The organism is Parapedobacter tibetensis (assembly GCF_024704835.1).
GTDB classification, from domain to species: Bacteria; Bacteroidota; Bacteroidia; order Sphingobacteriales; family Sphingobacteriaceae; genus Parapedobacter; species Parapedobacter tibetensis.
Genome location: NZ_JAMXBE010000002.1, coordinates 62,529 through 85,680, shown reverse-complemented (window position 1 = coordinate 85,680; position 23,152 = coordinate 62,529). Strand labels below are relative to the sequence as shown.

The 23,152-nt window shown below is 46.6% G+C and carries 17 protein-coding genes; 7 read left to right on the top strand and 10 right to left on the bottom strand.

Annotated elements, in window-relative coordinates; genetic code table 11:
- Nucleotides 1-87 precede the first annotated feature (87 nt).
- Nucleotides 88-684 carry a ribonuclease HII gene (gene rnhB, locus NF543_RS03035; RefSeq protein ID WP_257666626.1) on the top strand — a complete coding sequence of 199 codons (597 nt, stop codon included), beginning with the start codon at nt 88-90 and terminating at the stop codon, nt 682-684.
- Here rnhB and NF543_RS03030 read toward each other — a convergent pair.
- The 6 genes from NF543_RS03030 to dnaG form a co-directional block, all read right to left on the bottom strand.
- Nucleotides 671-3,151, bottom strand: a complete 2,481-nt coding sequence (locus NF543_RS03030) for a YfhO family protein (RefSeq protein ID WP_257666625.1) — start codon at nt 3,149-3,151, stop codon at nt 671-673. The genes rnhB and NF543_RS03030 overlap by 14 nt on opposite strands.
- Before the next feature lie 77 nt (nt 3,152-3,228).
- Complete coding sequence (locus tag NF543_RS03025; RefSeq protein WP_257666624.1) at nt 3,229-3,915, bottom strand: potassium channel family protein; 687 nt, start codon at nt 3,913-3,915, stop codon at nt 3,229-3,231.
- 21 nt (nt 3,916-3,936) lie between these two features.
- Nucleotides 3,937-5,715 (bottom strand): TrkH family potassium uptake protein, encoded by a 1,779-nt coding sequence (locus NF543_RS03020; RefSeq protein WP_257666623.1) that lies wholly within the window; start codon nt 5,713-5,715, stop codon nt 3,937-3,939.
- A complete protein-coding gene (locus NF543_RS03015; RefSeq protein ID WP_257666622.1) occupies nt 5,715-6,770 on the bottom strand; it encodes a glutaminyl-peptide cyclotransferase in 1,056 nt (351 codons plus the stop codon). The genes NF543_RS03020 and NF543_RS03015 overlap by 1 nt, the downstream gene beginning before the upstream one ends.
- Nucleotides 6,771-6,809: 39 nt before the next feature.
- A complete protein-coding gene (locus NF543_RS03010) occupies nt 6,810-7,175 on the bottom strand; it encodes a YraN family protein (protein ID WP_257666621.1) in 366 nt (121 codons plus the stop codon).
- Nucleotides 7,176-9,119, bottom strand: a complete 1,944-nt coding sequence (dnaG, locus tag NF543_RS03005; RefSeq protein ID WP_257666620.1) for a DNA primase — start codon at nt 9,117-9,119, stop codon at nt 7,176-7,178.
- Between the two features lie 303 nt (nt 9,120-9,422).
- On the opposite strand from dnaG, the gene NF543_RS03000 reads away from it, so the two are divergent.
- A complete protein-coding gene (locus NF543_RS03000; protein WP_257666619.1) occupies nt 9,423-10,802 on the top strand; it encodes a UDP-glucose 6-dehydrogenase in 1,380 nt (459 codons plus the stop codon).
- Nucleotides 10,803-10,832: 30 nt separating this feature from the next.
- On the opposite strand, the gene NF543_RS02995 is transcribed toward NF543_RS03000, so the two are convergent.
- Nucleotides 10,833-12,581 carry a S41 family peptidase gene (locus NF543_RS02995; protein WP_257666618.1) on the bottom strand — a complete coding sequence of 583 codons (1,749 nt, stop codon included), beginning with the start codon at nt 12,579-12,581 and terminating at the stop codon, nt 10,833-10,835.
- A 207-nt stretch (nt 12,582-12,788) separates the two neighbouring features.
- On the opposite strand from NF543_RS02995, the gene pdhA reads away from it, so the two are divergent.
- From pdhA to dnaA, 5 genes are all read left to right on the top strand, one after another.
- The gene (pdhA, locus tag NF543_RS02990) at nt 12,789-13,784 is read left to right on the top strand and encodes a pyruvate dehydrogenase (acetyl-transferring) E1 component subunit alpha (RefSeq protein WP_257666617.1); all 996 of its coding nucleotides are present in this window, start codon (nt 12,789-12,791) and stop codon (nt 13,782-13,784) included.
- A gap of 55 nt (nt 13,785-13,839) precedes the next feature.
- Nucleotides 13,840-15,525, top strand: coding sequence for a dihydrolipoyl dehydrogenase family protein (locus NF543_RS02985; RefSeq protein WP_257666616.1), 1,686 nt, complete (start codon nt 13,840-13,842; stop codon nt 15,523-15,525).
- Between the two features lie 290 nt (nt 15,526-15,815).
- On the top strand, nt 15,816-18,695 hold the full coding sequence (gene gcvP / locus NF543_RS02980) for an aminomethyl-transferring glycine dehydrogenase (protein ID WP_257666615.1): 2,880 nt from the start codon (nt 15,816-15,818) through the stop codon (nt 18,693-18,695).
- A 60-nt stretch (nt 18,696-18,755) separates the two neighbouring features.
- On the top strand, nt 18,756-19,142 hold the full coding sequence (locus tag NF543_RS02975) for a transmembrane 220 family protein (RefSeq protein WP_257666614.1): 387 nt from the start codon (nt 18,756-18,758) through the stop codon (nt 19,140-19,142).
- 426 nt (nt 19,143-19,568) lie between these two features.
- Entirely contained in the window at nt 19,569-20,996 is a 1,428-nt protein-coding gene (gene dnaA, locus NF543_RS02970) for a chromosomal replication initiator protein DnaA (protein WP_257666613.1), read from the top strand.
- 66 nt (nt 20,997-21,062) lie between these two features.
- On the opposite strand, the gene NF543_RS02965 is transcribed toward dnaA, so the two are convergent.
- The 3 genes from NF543_RS02965 to NF543_RS02955 all read right to left on the bottom strand — a co-directional run bounded on the left by NF543_RS02965 (nt 21,063) and on the right by NF543_RS02955 (nt 23,100).
- Nucleotides 21,063-21,464, bottom strand: coding sequence for a DUF4890 domain-containing protein (locus tag NF543_RS02965; protein WP_257666612.1), 402 nt, complete (start codon nt 21,462-21,464; stop codon nt 21,063-21,065).
- Nucleotides 21,465-21,532: 68 nt separating this feature from the next.
- Entirely contained in the window at nt 21,533-22,066 is a 534-nt protein-coding gene (locus NF543_RS02960; RefSeq protein WP_257666611.1) for a 5' nucleotidase, NT5C type, read from the bottom strand.
- A gap of 104 nt (nt 22,067-22,170) precedes the next feature.
- The gene (locus NF543_RS02955) at nt 22,171-23,100 is read right to left on the bottom strand and encodes an NAD-dependent epimerase/dehydratase family protein (RefSeq protein ID WP_257666610.1); all 930 of its coding nucleotides are present in this window, start codon (nt 23,098-23,100) and stop codon (nt 22,171-22,173) included.
- Nucleotides 23,101-23,152 lie beyond the last annotated feature (52 nt).

Sequence of the window (23,152 nt, the reverse complement as noted above, 5' to 3'; positions counted from 1 at the left end):
ATTGCCTTCCTCGTAAATCAAACATACGCTTGATTCCTCAAGATAAAAGTATATTTTTGTTACCTGTTAACGAAATGAAAGAAAACAATGCTACTATCCAAGCACCAGGACGTTCTTGTTGAAGCTGGTTGTGACGAAGCAGGCAGAGGATGTTTGGCCGGCCCTGTTTTTGCCGCGGCAGTGATTTTCCCTAAAGATTTCAGGCATGAAATACTTACAGATTCCAAGCAGCTGTCCGCTATACGACGTTACGAATTGCGGCCCATCATCGAATCGGAAGCCTTGGCCTTTGCCGTGGCCAGCGTAAGCGCGGCGGAAATCGACAAAATAAACATCCATAATGCTTCCTATTTGGCCATGCATAGAGCACTTGATCAATTAGATTTAAAGGCTGAATACATTATCGTTGACGGCAATCGATTTATCCCCTACCAGCAAACCCCACATTGCTGCATCGTAAAAGGGGATGGCAAATACCTGTCTATCGCTGCTGCCTCTATTTTGGCCAAGACCTACCGTGACGACCACATGAGGGAGCTTGCCAATGGATTTCCGCAGTACGGTTGGTTGCAAAACAAAGGGTATCCCACCATACAGCATCGCAGTGCCATTCTACAACATGGTTTCACCCCCCATCATCGACGATCATTCAGGGTAACTGATCCGCAGCTTAAGCTTTTTTAGTTGGCACTTGCTCCGGTTTACGCTTGATCTCCAGCCAAATGACAGCCCCCAAGCCCAACAATAGCACAATAGACGCAATCAAGGAGATGGTTTCGCCGAGGTGATAGGACCGCGGCTCAAACTTAAATTCAACTTCATGATTTCCTCCCGGCAATTGCAGTGCCCGTAATAGGTAATTAGCCCGTAAGATCGGGCGTTCTTCCCCGTCCACAAAAGCCTTCCACCCCTTGTCATACCATACTTCAGAAAATACTGCCAATGCATCATTGGGAGTCGAGTATTCGTATACCAGCCGATCGGGGCGGTATGAAGTAAGCTTAATACTCGCATTCCCAGGCTGCCCCAATCGCTTCTCGTCCAAGTGCAGCTTAAACTCCTCATGAATAAATGCTTCCTTGAGCGGGTTAAACCCGTTGATGGCCTGCATCTCCTCCTCGTTATCCTTCACCAAGGTCACCTTTTCCACAAACCAAGCATTGCCAGCCGCCGTACTCCGCCGCTGGATCCGTTGGCTGTTTTGGTTATCTGTTGTAATCAAATAGCGTGTATTGAGCATATCCAACACATCCTCATTGATGGCCCCTGCAAACTGCCTTTCAATGACTTCCTGGTAGCGCATAAGCTTGGCAGCACTGTATCCACCGATAGACTTGTGAAAATAGGATGTACGGGCATCGGCAAATGGATTTGTCGTCAGGTCCATTACCCGATAGTTGGGATCTTTGTCCATCAGGATGAGCTTGTCCACCTCGCGCTCCACATTGAATTGCCGCGTCAATTGCAGCTGGTCTGCAAATCCCTCTTCATTCAAATACCGTTTATCAACACCCCATAAATCAATCAATGTGACTGCTCCAAGTAACACCACGGCCATTTGCGCCTTGAGTTTGTTTTTGACCAGCAGCCATACCAATGCAAATGTAACCACAATGAAAAGCAGCGAACGGAAAGCATCGGCCCTTGCCAAAGCTGCCCGATCCTTGACCAAAGCTGCCACCATTTCATTGGCAAAGGTATTGTCCCGCATCTGCTGGCCATATTGCTGAATCATGGCTTGGTGGCTGGAACTTTTGAAACTCAAAAAGAGGTCCGGCAGGATGGCAATAAGTAAGGTCACACCACCCACGCCATATAAAACATATAGTACTTTTTTGTTTAGGTTCTTGATTGTATTGCCATCGGTAATAATTGCATTTATAGCCAATATAGCCAATATGGGCACCAATAGCACGGCCATAATCAAGATGGATTCGACGGCTCTAAACTTATTGTACATGGGGAAATAATCAAAGAACAAATCGGAAACCAACGGAAAGTGTCTACCAAAGGATAGCAACAATACCAACGCTGTAGCTCCCACTAGCCACCACTTAAGCCGACCTTTGACGATGACCAGCCCCAATATAAACAGGAAGACAATACCTGCTCCAAAATACCATGGACCCGAGGTGAACTCTTTCTCTCCCCAATAGGTTGGCAAATTGGCCACAAACTGCATTGCCTGATTGGGATCAACCCCCTTGCTCATCACCAATTTTGCCACGTTGGACGTTGCATCCAACTGCGTAGATATCCCTCCACCGTAGGCATTTGGAATCAAGAACGTAAGGCTTTCACCCACCCCTTGGCTCCATTGGTAGGCATATTCGCGACTTACACCATTATCGGACCGTTGAGTACCTTCCGTCTTCAAATTTGCCTGCCCCCGTATTGATTCCTTACTATATTCATAAGTAGGCCAAAGGAGGGATGCATTTACGGCAAGGGCGATAATCACAGCCCCGGCCTGACAGGCTATGGCTTTGCCAAATCCTAGCACCCTTTTCTCTCGGACGGCATGATAGAGTTCTATCCCCACCAATATCAGCGCCACCAAAAATAGGTAATACGTCACTTGGATATGGTTTACCCGGATTTCCAGGGCCATAGCAAACGCCAATATGACGGTTCCCAACAGGTATTTACCCCGGAAAGCCAACAGGATTCCCGCCAATATCGGAGCCATGAACGCAATCGCATAGGTTTTATTGGCATGCCCTGCATCGATATAAATAAAATTATACGAGGAGAACGCGAAAGCAATAGCCCCAACAGCGGCTAACCAGGGCCTTATGCGCAAAACACTGAATAATAAATAAGATCCGAGCAAGTACAACAACACCACATCGATGGGATGTGGAAAAATTCCCTTGAACCCCCTCATGATATAGGTGCCGATGTTATTTGGCAGGTCAATCAACACTTGGTATGTCGGCATCCCGCTAAACATCGAATTGGTCCACAGTGGCATATCCCCATCGCGTTCCTTGATGTCCAAGATTTCTTTTTGTCCCGCTTGGGCTTGCAGCACATCATTTTGATACAGCACCTTGCCTTGCCACGCGGAGGGGAAATACAGGAAACTGATGGCGATGAATATGCCAATGATGGCCAGATGGGTTGAATTACTGTTGAACCAGGTTTTCATGTATTGCTATTGGTTGTAATGATCAAGTGCCAAACATAGATAAAATGGCTTTTATATGCAAATGGCAATGGAGAGGTTCACTCTCCTTTTTGGATAAGCCGGTTGATATCCTTCAACTCACCAAACAAGACCAAGATGTCTCCTTCTACCAGCACCGTATCAGACTTAGCTATGCCCGTAGCCTCCTTGCAAATTTTCATTTTCCCCTTTTCAAGCCGCTCGGATGTTTGAAGCGTGGTGAGCACAATTACTTTATATTTATTGGTCAAATTGGCCTCCTTCAGGGTCATCCCCACATATTTCGCGGGCACCTTGGTTTCGATGATGCTATACTTATCCGATATTTTGAAGGAATCCACAATATCGATATTGTCCAAACGCATCGCCAAGCGACCGGCCGTCTCTTCCTCTGGCATGATGTATTCGTCAATGCTCATGGCCTCCAATACCGTCTTTTGGAGGTCGGAAACAACCCGGCCAATGATCCGCTTCACAGGGAGTTGCTTCAGCAGCGCGGTGGTCAATAATGAAGCACCCTCATCTTCTCCGATAGCCACAATGACAGCATGCGCATCCTTCAAGGGGAGTGCACTTACCGCATCCACATCCGTGCTATCCATGCATACGGTGTGGGTAATTTTTTCCTTCAACTGCTCAACCTTAGCCATACGGTTGTCCACACCAATCACTTCATGCCCCAGTTCGGTGAGACGAATGGCCAATGACTTCCCAAAATTCCCAAGGCCTAAAACAATGTACTTCATAATATGAATAAATTTAGCGCGTTAAAATAACACCTTCTCTTGCGGATATGCAACATTCATGTTCCTGGTGTTTTTTATTAGGGCCACCAACAAGGTCAATAGCCCAACCCGACCGATAAACATGGTACAGGTAATGATTACTTTACCCCCGTCGCTGAGTTCAGGTGTGATGCCTAAACTGAGTCCACAGGTGGCGTAAGCCGAGAAACACTCAAAAGCAATATCCATCAGTCCCTTGTCGCCATCCGTGATGGTCAGTGCAAACACAGAAACCCCAAGGGCCAGCAACGACAACATGATGATGGCAAAAGCCTTGTTCACGGCATCGTTTGATATCTTTCGCTTGAAAATCTCCAAACTATCCTTCCCCTTGGCCAAGCTGATAATATTGAGGAATGCAACAGCAAATGTGGTGGTTTTGATACCCCCCGCCGTAGAACCTGGGGACCCTCCGATCCACATCAGCAACATCGTCAGCATAACGGTAGGAAACGTAACCCCTTCCATATCCAATACGTTGAAACCCGCAGTACGCGTTGAGGTCCCGGAGAAAAAGGCCGCAACCCATTTACCCCACAGCGTATTGTGTTCAGCCAGCGTTTGGTCATATTCCAACACAACGGTGCTTATTGTCCCAAAAACAATGAGTATAGCGGTTGTCCACGCAATCAGGCGCGAATTGAAACTCATGACCCACGCCCTGTAGACAAAGGGTCGTCCATAAAACATCCGCCTAAAAATATTGATTGCCCAGCGTTTGATGAAGGTATAGGTGTTCAGCACAATGGCAAATCCGAAGCCTCCCAATATAAACAGCATGGCGATGACAAGCTGTAGGTTGTAGTTAAAGCGCATTATCGGGTTGTGCATACCGTCATTAATTATTGAAAACCCCGCATTGCAAAAGGCCGATATGGTATGGAATACCGCGAAAAACAAGCGTTCGCCATTGGATGAAAAATCCGAAGCATCCATACTAAAATAGATCAACGCCGCTCCAATTGCTTCGAAAAACAAGGTAATAAATACAATCTTAAACAAGGTATTGATTACCGAGGCGACCTTGTTATGTCCAAGGATTTCGCTGTACATCAATTGGTTTTTATACGAAAACCCGCCCGAAAAGAAATACCCGAAAAAGCCTGTGAAGGTCATGATGCCCAAGCCCCCTACCTGAATGAGTACCATCAATACGGATTGGCCAAAGATCGTAAGGCGCGAAGATACATCGATGACCGACAGCCCCGTAATGCATACCCCACTTGTGGCCATAAACAATGCATCCACAAAACTCAAGGGTTGATCGTGTGTGGTGCGTGGCAACATCAGGAGCAACGTACCTATCAGAATCAGCACCAAAAAACTGATGACGAAAAGAATAGTGGGATTAAAATAAAAATTGTCGAAAAACAGGCTATTCTTGGATAGTTCGGTCAGAAAAACGGCAAAAACCCCCAGATACAGCCACTCTTCCTGTTGTAAAAACGATAAAGCCCCATGCTCCGATACCCTTGCCAATGTAACGATCGAAAAATACAGCATGAGTATCAGCCCACCATAATGAGCCACTTCCACCCGTTTTGCCACGATAATGGACAATATCGTGCGAAGGACATTCAACGCAAAGAGCCCGTAAAACAGCCGGATGCTAACGGTATCGAAATATTGGGCGGTAACCTTGTCTTTATTGTAACCCACATGAAACAAGACCGCCAATGCACAGAGCAAACTGATATACAGCATGGTCCGGTCAACCGCTTTCTCCCGGTACTTAAAAAAGTATTTGATATCACTAAACATTACCGTGCTATCAACTCAATCTCATAAAGCTTGCTCCAAAGTTTCCCCGTCACAAAAAGTCGATCACCCTGTCGGTCATACGCAATGCCATTAAGCTCGTTGTTACTGGTTGCCTTATCCGGATAGATACCAATAAGATTGGCTTCTCCTTCAATGGCCCCTGTCTGCGGGTTTATAATGACAATGGTATCTTCCTGATAAACATTGGCGTACACCTTGCCATCGATGTATTCCAGTTCATTGAGACTATCTACAGGCCCTCGATCATTGAATACTTCGACGAACCCCTCCTCAACGTAGGTGTCCTTATTAAGGAAATAGAGTTTGCTGCTGCCATCGGATTTGATGAGGCGATTGCCATCGTAGCAAAGCCCCCAACCTTCGGGGCTTTGACCGTATGGAAACTCTCCAATCTTGGCAAAGTTATTTTTGCTATAAACAAAACCGATCTTTTCGCGCCAAGTGAGCTGGATGATTTTGTCACCGACAATCGTCAGCCCCTCGCCGAAGTAATTTTCATCCAAATCAATCCGCCGTAACACTTCTCCGCTTTGATAATTAATCTTACGGAGTGAAGATTTACCATTTTGGCCGGTACTCTCGTTTCCCGTGCTCTCATACAAGGCGCCATTGTCATCGAACTCCAGTCCTTGTGTATAGGCTTTGGGATCATGGGGATATTCGTTCACAACCTTGAACCCATAGCGCTTCGGAGTGGGGGGCACCACCACAATGTTGCTATATGCTATCCGCTCTTCGCCACCATAATAGAGTCGAGCACTAATCGTTCGGCTCCCAAAAGCCGCTTTTTCGGTGTCAAGGGTTATAGGTGTGCTATCCGTCTTTCGAGCCAGTACCTCATCATCCATCGAATATACGATCGAATCGATGGACACATCACTGGGAAACTCCAACTTCAGCGGAATGGCATCACCGATTTTAACCACCATGCCTGCTTCCGGTGTTGTGAACCGGAATTTCGATGCATTCTTCTGCGTATTGCATGATGCAATGAACGCAATCAGCACTGCTGGGAAGTAAATGAATTTGTTCATGGTTGCAAACATAAGCACTTTCAGTCTCATAACGGCTAACTAATCCGGCCAAAACGCATCCTTAATCAACCGTGTATCATAGGTTTTATTCTTTGAGGAATATAAGATAGATACCACGTCAAACCGGATTTCCCCTCCATATCTATGGGTAGCGATATAATGATTGGCTGCGCGGGTAAGCTTCGCTTGTTTCACGTTGTCCACAGCTTCGTAGGGCATGCCATACGCATGATGTGAACGGGTTTTTACCTCCACGAAAACCAATATGTCGCCCTCTTGGGCTACAATATCTATTTCGAGGTTTTTATAGCGCCAGTTTTGGCAGATAATCCGATAGCCTCGTTGCTTCAGCAACCCTGCCGCTACTTCTTCTCCATTCTTACCCTTTTGAAGGTGGTCAAGCATTTATTTTATGACTATGGTGCCTAATTTCTCGGCTATTATTTTCGAAACGTCTTTCAGCTTTTGGTAGTTTGCAAGCATCAGCTCCATATCGGTTTCATCCTTTTCGGTCTTCATTTCCTCCCTGATCCGGACCATCTGTTGTTCTACCTTCCGCTTCTTAATCCGGTAAATAGCCCCATACACCAGATCTTCCAATCGCTCTGACTCGTGCGGAACATATATTTTGCGTTTTTCATCGTTCCAATTTGGACTAAGGCTATATTTTGAGGAAAGCAAATCAACTGCCAAGTCTGCGATACGCCTGTCTTGATGGGCTACAAAAACCCGTTCATCTGGAAGCTCGTTGCGCGCGATGTATTCCTTAAACACGTTGATCACCAACAAACATGCCGGATCATCAAATGAAAGGTCACTCAATCCACTAAGTAAGAGCGGCGCTATCGGGATTTCACTGTTGGCTTCCCATGCGGCGGCCGTACTACCGTAGTGCAGCAAAATCCGCACAATTTCACGTTCCTGCAATACATCAGAAGACATGCCACTATTTTTGTCTTCGACACCCGCTTCGGCAGGAGGGTCTATAGCGGTTGGTTGCGCCGGTAACGTATCGGGTTTCCGACCGGATTTCCGCGCGTTGCCAATACGGATTTTGTTGAGTTCAGCAATCAGAATCCGTTCCTCGATGTCAAGTAATGTGCTGCACTCCCGTACAAACACGGATGCTTTGATGGCATCAGGAATCAACGCAATACTTTCCACCACATCATGGATAATCTCCGCCCGTTTCACGGGGTCGTTGCCAGCACCCCGTAACAACACATGTGTTTTGTAGAAAATGAAATCCTGTTGGTGTTCGGCGATGTATTGTTTGAACGCTGTAGAGCCAAATCGTTGCACATAGGAGTCCGGGTCATTGCCGTCGGGAAAAAGCAGCACCTTCACGTTGAGTCCTTCCTCAAGAAGCATATCCGTACCACGCAGCGATGCTTTGATACCAGCTTCATCTCCATCATAAAGGATGGTTACATTTTTGGTATATCGAGAAACGAGCCGTATTTGCCCACTAGTCAGCGAAGTGCCTGATGAGGACACCACGTTTTCTACACCTGCCTGGTGCATGGATAGCACATCGGCATAGCCCTCCACCAGGTAACAGTGATCTGCATCGAGGATTGCCTTTTTGGCAAAAAAAAGACCATATAACACATCCGATTTATGGTATACCTCACTTTCCGGTGAGTTTACATATTTCGGGGTTTTCTTGTCGGTCTTCAATGTACGGCCACCAAAACCTAGTATCCTTCCCGTAAGGTTATGGATGGGAAACATCACCCGCCCACGAAAGCGGTCATATGCACCTTCCTGATCCGCAGACCGGCGGATGACCAAACCCGTTGTTTCGAGGAATTCATCTTTATACCCTGCTATCTTCGCTTGGTCATAAAGCGCGGCCCACCCTTCAGGTGAATAGCCAAGTTCGAATTTCTGGATGATATCTTCGCGGTAACCTCTTTCCTTGAAATAATTGAGGCCAATGGTACGGCCTTCCTCCGTGTCCCACAATGTTTCCCTGAAAAATTTGCCAGCCCAATTCGTCACGATAAACAGGCTCTCCCGCTTATCTTGTGCCGCAAGCTGTTCAGGGGTACGCTCGGTTTCCACCACCTCGATGTGATACTTTTGGGCAAGGTATTTCAAGGCTTCAGGATAAGAATACTTTTCATGCTCCATCACAAAACGTACAGCATCGCCCCCTGCTCCACATCCAAAACATTTGTAGATGCCCTTATTCACAGATACATTGAAGGATGGTGTCTTTTCATTATGAAACGGACAGAGGCCAATAAGTGATGTACCCCGCTTTTTGAGCTCCATAAAATTTCCCACTACTTCCTCAATACGGGCTGTATCCAATATTTTATCGACTGTTTCCTGTTTTATCACGGATGCCCTCCTAAATTTGGCATGGTAAAATTAAAGAATAAGCAACAAGTATCAAGAAGATAATGTTAATTTATGGTAAACAACAAAAAAAAACGAGGCCTTATGGGGTAATTAGGCCTTATTTAATCTCACTAATTCGCTTTAGCTGCAATTTTAATTTCAAAACCGCATTTTTTTTTTATTTTTGCTTGTCGAAGAAAATAACCATTACTGAAATGGTATTGAACTTGTTCCGACCCAGTGCAACTACCTAGTATCTAGTATTCGGACAACGCATTAACACAAAATAATAGTACATCCAACATGAACATCACAAAGATTTGCTGCATCGGAGCAGGCTATGTAGGCGGCCCCACGATGTCGGTCATTGCCCAAAAGTGCCCGCACATCACTGTTACCATTGTTGACATCAACGAAGCGCGGATCGCTGCTTGGAACGATTCTGACCTCACCAAATTACCCGTATACGAACCCGGATTGGCTGAGGTTGTCGCCGAAGCGCGCGGACGCAATCTTTTTTTCTCTACTGATGTGGACACCGCTATAGCCGAGGCAGACATGGTGTTTATCTCCGTGAATACACCGACCAAGACTTATGGTAAGGGAAAGGGCATGGCCGCCGATCTCAAGTTCATCGAGCTTTGCGCCCGTCAGATTGCCGCCGCCGCCACATCTGACAAGATTGTCGTGGAGAAATCCACACTACCTGTCCGTACCGCCGAAGCCCTCAAAAGCATCCTACATAACACCGGCAACGGTGTCAACTTCCATATTCTCTCTAACCCCGAGTTCCTCGCCGAGGGAACTGCCGTACAAGACCTCCATAACCCCGATCGTGTGCTTATTGGCGGAGAAACTCCTGAGGCTGTCAATGCGCTTGTAGACATCTACGCAACATGGGTGCCCCGCGAACGGGTGCTCACGACCAATCTCTGGTCGTCGGAGCTCTCCAAGCTTACCGCCAATGCGTTCCTTGCGCAGCGCGTCTCGTCCATCAATGCGATCTCCGAGCTCTGTGAGCGAACCGGAGCCAATGTCGACGAGGTCTCACGTGCAATCGGGACCGATAGCCGCATTGGGTCCAAGTTCTTAAAGGCATCCGTAGGGTTTGGCGGCTCATGCTTTCAGAAAGATATCCTCAACCTCGTGTACATCGCCCGCAGCTATGGCCTCCATGAAGTGGCCCATTATTGGGAGCAGGTTATCATCATGAACGATCACCAGAAACAACGTTTTGCCGATAATATCGTGCAGACGATGTATAACACCGTATCGGGGAAGAAAATCGCTTTCCTCGGGTGGGCCTTCAAGAAAGATACCAACGATACCCGCGAATCGGCCGCCATCTATGTGGCTGATAGCCTGTTGGACGAAGAGGCTAATATCATCGTGTATGATCCAAAGGTTTCAGCCAAGCAAATCTATGCCGATCTTGATTACCTTTGCACCCGGAGTCCAGAAGAAAACCGGAGGCTGGTAACTGTCATCGAAACCCCATATGAAGCCATACAAGGTGCTCATGCCATCGCCGTACTTACCGAGTGGGATGAATTCAAGGGCTATGATTGGAAGCGCATCAAGGATAACATGATGAAGCCTGCCTTCGTGTTCGATGGAAGGAAGCTCCTAGCAAACAACAACCTTTCGGATATCGGGTTTAATTATTACGCCATAGGGGAGTAATCCCTCCGGCGTATAATCTCCCCCGTATACCTAATTTTTTGTTTCCGCCACAGCAAAAAGCGTCTCAGGCCGACCAATAATTTTATACTGCCCTTCTCCGGCAAGAATACTGTGGTATTCGTTAATAGGGGTACTCAGCAGATTCAGGGCACGCTGTAATTGGTCGTCGTATGCAAAGGAAAATGTAACCCTCCCCTCCTTATAATAGTAGCGGGATACAATTTCATTGCCTAACACTTCCTTGATTTCTTCACGGTGGTTGATGAGGTCATGTTGTTTACTCTGATAGATTTTGCGCTCCAGCGATTCCAATTCCTGAAGGATTTCTGCTGGTTTCTTTTCCGCCTCTGCCTGTGCTTTCAGCCGTTTGAGCGATTCTTCGGTTTTGGTAAAATATTGATAATCCTTGTCTTCGAGAAAATGAATAAAATCATCATACAGGATATCGTCAGCATGGAATTTATCTATCCCTTGGATCCTCGGGTTCTTTGCTTTGAACGTAGTCGCATAATCAAAGATCAAGTGGCGGTTAAGCAAGGTTTGAGTAATGGGACTGTATTTCCCGTTCTCTACCGATATGTCTGGATAGATACCACTGCCATCATATACCACCCTTCCATTTTTGGTGTTAAACGAATTAATTGACGAATCGGATACCCTGGTGTATTTTCCCTCAGTGTCTCTATGGATAAAATCCAACGCTTGGATGCATCGACCGGATGGCGTATAATATTTGGCGACAGTCACCTTCACCAAGTTGTTATACGGGATATTGAATGTCTGTTGCACTAACCCCTTGCCAAAGCTCCGCTCGCCAATAACAATGGCCCTATCCAAGTCTTGCAATGCGCCAGCCACGATTTCGGCCGCGGAGGCAGAATGTCCATTGATAAGCACCGCTATAGGGATTTCAGGGGCTAGGGGTTCAGCCATTGTACGGTAGCTATGGGTCTTGGAAGCATTTTTTCCTCGTTGGCTCACCACAAGCTCCCCCTGGGGCACAAACAAGTTGACGATTTTTACAGCCTCCTGTAAAATGCCGCCACCGTTATTACGCAAATCGATCACCAAGCCCTTGAGTTCATTTTCCCGTTTTAAATCAGCCAATGCATTTCCCATTTCCTTTGCCGACTGCTCCAGAAATTTGTCCAACTTAATGTAGCCAATCCCCTCGTCCAGCATGGCCACATGACTCACATTGGGTTGGCGGATAGACGTACGGGTTATCGTTAGCCCCTCCAGTTCATCACCTCCCGCTTTTCGTACTTGGAGTTGGACTTGACTATTATCCATTCCCCGTAGCAAATGGCTCACCTCACTGGTTGTCATGTTCTCCAACGTTGTGCCGCTGATGGTTACCAATTCATCTCCTGCCTGCAACCCCGCTTGATCTGCTGGGTATCCGGCATAGGGTTCCAAAATATAGATGCGACGGTTTCGCTCAAAAATAGACGCGCCAATACCTCCGTATTTGGTATCCACATATTTCAGCCTGTAATCTTCTACGTCCGTTTCCTGCACATATTCGGTATAAGGGTCGAGGTCGTCAAGCATGGCATCCACAGCAGTTCTGATTAATGTATTAGGATCCGTTTCATCCACATAATTGAGGCTTATTTGGCGGTAAACCGAAGAAAAAATATCTAGGTTTTTGCTGATAAGGAACAGGTCGTCCTTGACGGCAATAAAAGCAGAGAAAAGCAAGAAAACTATAGATAAAATGGCAATGCGGTTTGCGCTTAGCCGATAGTTGCGATATCCCATTTTATAGTGTATCAAAATTTAAAAAACGAATAAAGTTAACATAATTTATATGCAAAACCAATAGCATCGCCTTGGAAACATTGTTGTCCCCTATATTTTATCCTTTTCTTGCCGTTGGCAGGTGGTGAATAATTGTGTCGTATGCCTTTCTGTAAAATTGCATATAACAACAATTTTGCCTAAGTTTGCCTTCCGAAAAAATGAATTTTCTAAAACTTTGAAATGAGTTCGACAGCTATAACAAAAGAGACTTATTTGGAGTGGTATAAGACCATGCTACTCATGCGCAAATTTGAAGAGAAAGCCGGGCAATTATACGGGCAGCAAAAAATCAGAGGATTCTGTCACCTATACATCGGTCAGGAAGCTGTGGTAGCTGGGGCCATGTCTACACTACGGCCAGAGGACTCCATGATTACGGCTTATCGTGACCATGCTCATGCCATCGCCAAAGGCGTTCCTGCCAATGCTGCCATGGCTGAATTGTATGGCAAAGCCACCGGATGTTCCAAAGGCAAGGGCGGTTCGATGCACTTTTTCAGCAAAGCGCATAAATTCATGGGCGGACATGGTATTGTAGGTGGGCAAATCCCCCTAGGCGCTGGTATCGCCTTTGCTGAGAAATACAACGGCACAGACAATGTATGCGTTTGTTATATGGGCGATGGTGCCGTTAGGCAAGGGGCTTTCAATGAAACCTTGAACATGGCCATGCTGTGGAAATTGCCTGTTATTTTCGTTTGTGAAAACAACGGCTATGCCATGGGCACATCCGTGGCCCGTACGACCAACATGATCGATATTTACAAGATGGGACTCGGATTTGACATGCCTAGTGCACCCGTAGACGGCATGGATGTGATAGCCGTACACAATGCCATGGATGAGGCCGTACAACGTGCCCGCACCGGTGAAGGCCCTACGTTCTTGGAAATGCGCACCTACCGGTACAAAGGTCATTCCATGTCTGACCCCGCAAAGTATCGCACCAAGGAAGAGTTGGAAGAATACAAGGGCCGTGATCCACTAATCACCACCAAGGCCGCCATCGTAGAAAAGAAATATGCTGATGAAGATTGGTTTGCCAAAGTGGAAGCCGATGTAAAGGAAACCATCGAAAAATGTGTCAAGTTTGCGGAAGAATCCCCCTACCCTGAACCGGAAGAGCTGTACAAAGACGTATATGTGCAAACTGACTATCCATTTATTACTGCCTGAGATTAGGTAATAGCTAACTAACGTTTATAATTACAAGGAGTAACCTCAAGATAACATGGCTGAAGTAGTAAAAATGCCTAAGATGAGCGATACCATGACCGAAGGGGTAATCGCAAAGTGGCACAAAAAAGTGGGCGACAAAGTCAGTTCTGGCGATTTGATAGCAGAGGTGGAAACCGATAAGGCCACCATGGATTTCGAATCCTACCAAGAAGGAACATTATTATATATTGGCCCCAAAGAGGGCGAAGCGGTACCGGTAGATGCGGTTATCGCTGTCCTAGGCGAAGAAGGTGAAGATTACAAGGAATTGTTGAAGGGAGAAAGTGAAGGCTCGCCCAGTGATCATGGTGATAACGCCAAGGAAGAAGCAAAAGAACCGGCAGAACCAGCAGAGGCGGCAGATAGCGACGTAGAAGACAATGCAGACGATGGAGGCGAAGAAGTGACCGCTGAGTCATTAGGTGCCACGGTCATCACCATGCCATTGCTGAGTGATACCATGACCGAAGGAGTGATCGCCGAATGGCACTTTAAGGTAGGCGACACCATCAAAAGCGACGATGCCATTGCCGATGTGGAGACCGACAAGGCCACCATGGAAGTGACCGCCTATGCCGATGGTACGCTGTTGTACATTGGCGTGGAAAAAGGCGAAGCGGCGAAAGTAAACGACATCATTGCCATTGTAGGTAAGGAAGGAACCGATATAACCCCATTACTCAAACAACAACCGGAAAAACCAAAAAAGGCAGAAAAACCAACAGACGAGGCTACCGAATCGGCAGAACCCAAACCGGCGCAGGCCGATGAAAGCGATGAATCAGCATCCACGCAAGACGGTGCACGGGTGAAAGCTTCGCCTTTGGCCCGCAAAATTGCCAAGGATAAAGGTATCAGCCTTGGTGACGTCAAAGGCACGGGCGATGGTGGGCGTATTGTGAAAAAGGATGTGGAATCGTATACACCATCGGCCAAAGCGGAGGCGGCTCCTTCGGCTTCACAAGCAGCAGCGGGCGAGACCCCTGCCACAACCATCAGCATCCCTCAATTTGTTGGGGAAGAGCGCTATACGGAGAAACCAGTCACCCAGATGCGGAAAACCATCAGCAGAAGGCTCTCTGAAACATTCGTCACCCCGCATTTCTATTTGACCATAAAAATTGATATGGATAGCGCCATCCAGGCGAGGGCCAAAATCAATGAAGTGGCCCCTGTTAAAGTATCCTTTAACGATATCGTCATCAAGGCAGCGGCGGCAGCGCTGAAAAAACATCCTGATGTAAATGCTTCTTGGCAAGGTGATAAAATACGCTATAATGAGCATGTGAACGTCGGTGTGGCTGTGGCTGTGGAAGAAGGATTATTGGTTCCTGTTGTCCGGTTCGCAGACGGTAAATCCCTGTCGCATATCTCCGCTGAAGTGAAGGAATTTGCGCAACGGGCAAAAGCAAAAAAATTGCAACCAGCTGATTGGGAAGGCTCCACCTTCACCGTGTCCAATCTCGGCATGTTTGGCATCGATGAATTTACAGCAATCATCAACGCGCCGGATTCCTGTATTTTGGCCATCGGCGGAATTGACCAAGTACCCGTTGTAAAAAACGGAGCTGTGGTAGCCGGCAACATCATGAAAGTGACCCTGACTTGCGACCACCGCGTGGTAGACGGTGCCACAGGCGCCGCATTCCTGCAAACACTCAAATCACTGTTGGAGGAACCCATTCGGATATTAGCTTAAATAATAGTTAACAAGACGAACCTCATAGATTTCCGCGCGATAGGCTAGCGGGTTAATCTATGAGGTTTTTTGTTATCACCTATGCAATGGAAACCTATGTGGTTTGATGATTTCGTAACATTCCAAGTATTTCGCTACTAATTTCCAAAAAGCTTCCTCCGCTTTATTTCTCGCTCCAAAAGCCGTATCTTTGCACGCGCAAAACCACTCGTTTGCTTGCCGACAAACACCTTGGCCATATTCAGGTATGCCGGAAGAAAGGGACAGGGGGTTACTTTTTCATACACCCAATGAGTAAGATACATTTTCAGGAAAAATTTGAAGAGCGGCACATTGGCCCCAGCGCCGATGAAACCACCGCCATGTTGGATGCTTTAGGCCTCCAAAACCTCGACCAGCTGGTAGACGAAACCGTGCCCGTGCAAATCCGAGCAAAGCCCCCTCTTGCTTTGCCCAATGCCCTAGGAGAAACGGCCTACTTGAACAGGATGAAAGTAGTAGCTGATAAAAATAAGGCTTTCAAATCCTATATCGGACAAGGTTACTATGATGTAATCCTTCCAGGAGTTATCCAGCGCAATGTGTTTGAAAACCCAGGTTGGTATACCCAATACACGCCTTATCAAGCTGAGATTGCGCAGGGACGGCTGCAAGCGCTGCTGAATTTCCAAACGATGGTCATCGACCTCACCGGCATGGAAATCGCTAATGCATCCTTATTGGATGAGGCCACCGCTGCTGCTGAGGCCATGTTTATGCAATATGGGCTCCGTAAAAACAAAGCAGCTAACGCCTACTTCGTATCCTCAACTATTTTCCCTCAAACCTTGGATGTATTACGCACCAGGGCGCTATCCTATGGGATAGAATTGTTGGTAGGTAATCTCAATGACATACCTCAGGAAGCTAATATTTTTGGAGCACTTGTACAATACCCAGCGGGAGATGGAACCGTGCAGGATTATAAAACCGTTGTCGAACTATTGCATGCCCGAGACATTTCGGTCTGTGCCGTGGCCGATTTATTGAGCCTTGTGCTCCTTACGCCTCCCGGTGAATGGGGAGCCGATGTGGTGGTGGGCAGCACCCAACGTTTTGGTATCCCTATGGGTTTCGGCGGTCCACATGCGGCCTATTTTGCGACCAAAGAGGCCTACAAACGCAACATTCCCGGCCGCATCATCGGTGTTACGGTAGATGCTACCGGAGGCTATGCACTACGCATGGCTTTACAAACACGTGAGCAGCACATCCGCCGGGACAAAGCGTCGTCCAACATCTGTACGGCCCAAGCGCTCCTTGCCATCATGGCTGGATTTTATGCCGTTTACCATGGGCAGAAGGGCTTACTGAATATTGCCGAACGTACACATGGTTTGGCAGTCCTCTTGGATGATGCCTTGCAACAGCTTGGTTATACACAGCTCAATGAAACGTATTTTGATACACTACGCATAGAACTCGGCGAGTTGGCCGGCCCACTTCATGCCGAAGCGCTCAACAATGAGGTAAACCTCTATTATCAAGGCACGATCGCTGGAATTTCTGTGGATGAAACTACCACCTACCAAGATATCGAAATATTAGTGCGTATTTTTGCCAAAATAAAGGGCAAAACTGCCACTGATGTGGATTTGGCCGCTATCGCAGCTGCTATCCATCCCCATATACCGCCATCGCTGCAGCGTGCATCTGAATACCTTACGCATCCTATATTCAACAGCTACCATGCTGAACATGAGATGCTACGATACATCAAGTCATTGGAAACCAAGGACCTTTCGCTTTGCCACTCGATGATTCCTTTGGGTTCCTGCACGATGAAGCTCAATGCCACTACCGAAATGATTCCGATCACATGGCCGGAATTTGGCAGCCTGCATCCTTTCGCTCCAGCTGACCAAACTGGCGGATATATGCAAATCATCAGTGAATTGGACCAATGGCTGAGCGAAATTACAGGTTTCGCCAAGGTGAGTTTTCAGCCTAATTCAGGGGCGCAAGGTGAATATGCCGGATTGATGGTTATTCGTGCTTACCATGAAAGCCGGGGAGACATGCACCGCGATGTGGTGCTTATCCCTGCATCCGCACACGGCACCAACCCAGCATCCGCCAGCATGGCAGGCATGAAAGTGGTCGTTGTCAAATGTGATGAACGCGGTAATATCGATGTGGCCGACCTCCAAGCCAAGGCTGAAATACATGCTGGTAATCTTTCAGCATTGATGGTTACCTATCCTTCTACGCATGGTGTCTTTGAAGAGCCCATCATTGAAATATGTGATATCATCCACCAACATGGCGGACAGGTCTATATGGACGGCGCCAACATGAACGCACAGGTGGGCCTCACAAGCCCAGGCCTTATCGGCGCAGATGTATGCCACCTTAACCTACACAAGACATTTTGCATCCCACATGGTGGAGGTGGCCCTGGCATGGGACCCATCGGAGTGGCCGCACACCTCGTGCCTTTCTTGCCCAACCACCAAGTGGTGGATGTCAGCGGTGAGCAAGGCATCAGTGCCGTATCAGCAGCACCTTGGGGTTCGGCATCGATTTTACTGATATCGCACGCCTACATTGCCATGATGGGTGCCGAGGGGCTCACCAACGCCACGAAATATGCCATCTTGAATGCCAACTACATCAAAGCACGGCTGGAAAACCATTATCCGGTACTATATGCCGGGGCCAATGGCCGTTGTGCACATGAGATGATATTGGATTGCCGCTCCTTCAAAACAGCAGGAGTGGAAGTGGGCGATATAGCTAAACGACTCATGGACTATGGATTCCATGCCCCTACGGTGTCGTTCCCCGTGGCTGGCACCCTCATGGTGGAGCCCACTGAATCAGAGTCAAAAGCCGAATTGGATCGCTTTTGCGATGCGCTCATTGCTATCCGGGAAGAGATTGCCGCCATTGAAGATGGTCGGTCAGACAAGGTGGACAACCTGCTGAAGCGTGCACCACATACCGTAGCCATGGTGAGTGCAGATGTTTGGGATAAACCCTATCCTCGATCGCAAGCGGCTTTCCCCTTACCTTTTGTGCGTGAACATAAATTTTGGCCATCTGTGGGTCGCGTCAACGACTCGCAAGGTGATCGGGTACTTATTTGCGCTTGCCCTCCGATGAGTGCGTATGAAGAACTGGAGGCATAAGCAGTGGGGAATAACCCATATTGGTGTTTTTTTCATACCTTTAGTCAATTTATAAACGAAATGAAAGCTTTCAATATCATATGCAGCATCCTGTTTGTGTTAAGCGCAGCGTTACAGTATAACGACGAAGACCCCTATATCTGGATTCCTATTTACCTTTACGGTGCTTTGCTATGCTATTTGGCTGCCAGAAAAAAATACCTGCCAAAAGCCTATTTGCTAGGCATCGTGGTTTACTTAGGCTATGCGGCATATCTCCTTTTTTTCAGTCAGGGAGTAATCGATTGGTTTCAGCATCATCCGACCAAAGATCTGGTGCAAAGCATGAAGGCCGACAAACCGTGGATAGAGGAAACCCGAGAGTTGGGTGGACTATTGATACTCATTGTGACATTGGCAATCAATTGGTTTGTTGGTTGGAAACGTAAACGGATAACAACCCGATAACACCTGCTTCCTCCATTTTTTTGGTGCGTCAATCAAACAATACGGAAACAGCATCCCCATATTTGATTATCAAAGAGAGCCAATAGCCCTGCTGGGCTTACCTGACCTGATTCCATTTTTATTTATTTTTTTACTATTTGTTTGCTTTAATTTTACTTAACTTTAACGCATGCAATAGCGAGACCGCTTTTGTTTGCCATTCATTGTTGATGCCCTTTCCAGACAATGTTAAGAATTTTCGAGGCCCGTGTTTTGCTTGAATAATTTTACGAAAAAATACATCTAAGTTATTGATTTACAGATAAACAACCAATATTTTAATTTTTAATTTTTTAGCTGATTAATTTTTGCCATCTTCGTTTCACAGAGGAGTTATCAACATTTTCTCGGTCATTTATTGTAAATCAACTTATTAAGAATTGACGAATGGAAAAAACGAGCACGAGTGTCTGGAATAGTTGTCTGCAAATCATTAAAGACAATATTCCCGCCCAAAGTTACAAGACCTGGTTTGAGCCCGTTAAGGCCGTACGATTGGACGGTAACGTTTTGACTATTCAAGTACCCAGTTTATTTTTTTATGAATGGCTTGAGGAACATTATGTAGGTTTGTTGCGTAAGACCATAAAGAAGCATCTCGGCGAAAATGGGAGATTGGAATACAATATTGTGGTTGAAAAATCCTCCACAAGCAACCCTTATACCACCAATATACCCTCAAGTGGCAATGGGGCAGAAGCCAAAAGGCAGTCCATCCCTGTGCCCGTGGCTTTAAACAAAGACATCAAGAATCCATTTGTCATCCCCGGTCTTAAAAAACTACAGGTAGATCCACAATTGAACCAACATTACACCTTTGACAATTTCATCGAAGGCGAATGCAATCGTTTGGCGCGGTCGGCAGGATTTGCGGTAGCCAGCAAACCCGGAGGTACTTCTTTCAATCCATTGATGATATACGGTGGCGTAGGGCTTGGCAAAACACACTTAGCCCAGGCCATAGGCAATGAAATCAAACGCAACCTATCCGATAAATTGGTCATCTATGTCTCTTGCGAGAAATTCTGCCAACAATTCGTGGATTCGTTGAAAAACAACACCATCAACGATTTTGTCAATTTCTATCAGGCCATGGATGTCATCATCATGGATGATGTACATAATTTCGCCGGAAAAGAACGCACGCAAGACATCTTCTTCCATATTTTCAATCACCTGCATCAATCCAGCAAACAAATCATCCTCACTTCCGACAAGCCGCCAAAAGATTTGGCAGGGTTAGAAGAACGCTTATTGAGCCGATTCAAATGGGGGCTTTCTGCAGATATGCAGGTCCCTGACTTGGAAACCCGCATGGCCATCCTCAAAAAGAAAATGTATTCCGATGGCATCGAGTTGCCCGAAAACGTTATTGAATATGTGGCCAACCAAATCGACAACAGTGTGCGGGAATTGGAGGGGGCCATGGTATCATTATTGGCGCAGGCTACCTTGAATAAAAAGGAGATTGACCTTAACCTGGCCAAATCCATGTTGAAGAATTTCATCAAAAACACCCATAAGGAAATCTCGATGGATTACATCCAGAAGCTGGTATGTGACTATTTCGAGGTGCCCATAGAAATGGTCAAGTCAAAGGTGAGGAAGCGTGAAATTGTGCAGGCGCGGCAGATTTCCATGTACTTGGCCAAAAACCACACCAAAACCTCATTAAAATCCATCGGTGCTTTCTTTGGGGGTAGAGACCACTCCACCGTCATCTATGCTTGCCAAACCGTAGAAGACCTCATTGAAACAGACAAGAAATTCAAATCCTACGTGCAGGATATCCAAAAGAAATTGAAGACAAGCTAAGCGAATAACATAAAAAAAGCGGGCTGTTGTATATACAACAGCCCGCTTTTTGCGTTTAACCACTGGTTATCCATTACGGCCGCCACCACGCTGGCCACCTCCTTGCCTCATCCGATTTGCCCGTTCCTTCACCATCTTTTCATACCCCTTCTTTTGGTCATCATCCAGCACAGAAAGGATCTTTTTGTCCGTCTGCTCTCGAAGTTCACGCATTTTCCCCATCATTTGGCTCCGGTCTCCATCTTGGTTGTTTTGGAAAGCTTGCTGCATCGCCTTGCTTTGTTCTAGTGTAAAGGCATACACCGAATCTTTTTGAGCTGCAGAAAGCTTGAGTTCCTTCTCCAATTGTTCGCTGGTCCGCTTGGCATTCTCTTCTGGATTACCGAAGCCCCTGCCACCCCGCTGCTGGGCGAATGAAAGCCCTATGGCCATCAATACCACCATCACTGTTAAGATACTTCCTTTCATGGTCTATCAAATTTAAGTTATTGTAATAATAGATAAGACCTATATCAAGGGAGAGCGTTTAACCGATGTCAAAGTAACAATTCTGCTACTTCTTGCCAGTTGTTTACCCGTTCATACTCCTTGAAAAGCAAATTATGGGGAGAGGTGAACAGCAATTTCCGGCCATTGAAATTTTTTAAGTTCCTTGTACGGTCGTCAATCAAGATATTGGCCGATATGATTTTGTCGCCTGTAAAGAGGATATTGGTCCATTCAATGAAGGGGAAATACTCGCCGAGCCAATCAAATTTATCTTCCAATGAATTCCTGAATTCCATGGCAGCTGAGACAATATACACATTATACTTTTCAGATAAGGCCTTTACGGTATCTATAGCATAAGGCATTGGCGGGATATCTCGGAAAAATCCCTTTTCGTTAACATACAATTCCCACTGTCCATTTATTTCCTCAGGAAGGTTCTCATGAAGCTCCTTCCCGGGTTCCTGATGAAGGTCCATCGGGATACCGAAATCACGGTGAAATAAGGTCAGAAATTTATAATGGGTGTCGGCCAGCACCTCGTCCATATCGATCGCCAAGCGAGGTTTATCATTATCCATAGCTGCAAACTTAGATAACTTGCCTCTTATATGCAAGTTATCGTTCTCTCATCTGCCACTGAGAACTTACATTTATAGATGAAAAATAGTTTTTATTCGTCAAACTATTGATGTTCCACCGCCACAATTTCACGGATGGCTTGCGCAACTGGGGTTGCTGTTAATCCGAATGTGCGTTCAATGTCACTGCTATCAAAGAAATAATCATATTGATATTGATAACTCATCTCTTCGAGTTCATGCATCAGTGGCACAAAAACACCAACCAGCTTCATCATCCACCGTCTCAACACAAACACCTTGGGTTTAGCTTGGAGTTCTTCCGCAAATAACCTTACCCAATCTTGTCCCGTAAGCTTGTCTTTGGCCGTGGGCAAATGCCATACACGGCCATAGGCTCCCTCGCTATTGCCCAGTACTGCAATCGCCTTGGCGGCATCGGGTGTGTAGGTAAAGCTATGTATTTTATTTTTATCACATTGCCACAATGCCGATTTCCCCTTCTTGAGGTTATTGTACACCAATTCGAGCAAAAGACTGTTGCGAATACCTACACCATAAAAGTCTGCCGAGCGTGCAATAAGCGCCTGCAACTCGCCCTTGGCTACCTCAGCCATGAGCATATCGTTCACCTGTCGGCGCACCTTACCCTTCTTGCTCACCGGACCTACAGGCGATTGCTCGGTCATATGCGGCAACGCCTCCGGTGCATATATATATACATTATCCACGAAAACCAGCTTGGAGCCATATGCCTTACAGGCATCGATAACATGTCGCATCAGGCGCGGCCAATCGCGTTTCCAAAGTTTATGCTTATAGGGCAACCCTACACACAAATAGGTTACTGCAGATCCGGCCACCGCGCGGTGGACCTCATCGGCTTTTAGCAAATCAGCTACAACGATTTCGTCATCGTCATTCACCTTTTGCGGTCTCCGTCCCACAATGCGTACGGATTTGCCATGGATTTCCCTCAAGTTCCTGGCTAATGGGGTACCTATCGCGCCCCCGGCTCCTAATATAGTATGCATAATCATTATTTTGTTACCGCAAAGTTGGGAAGAACGGCGCTTAAAAAGATTG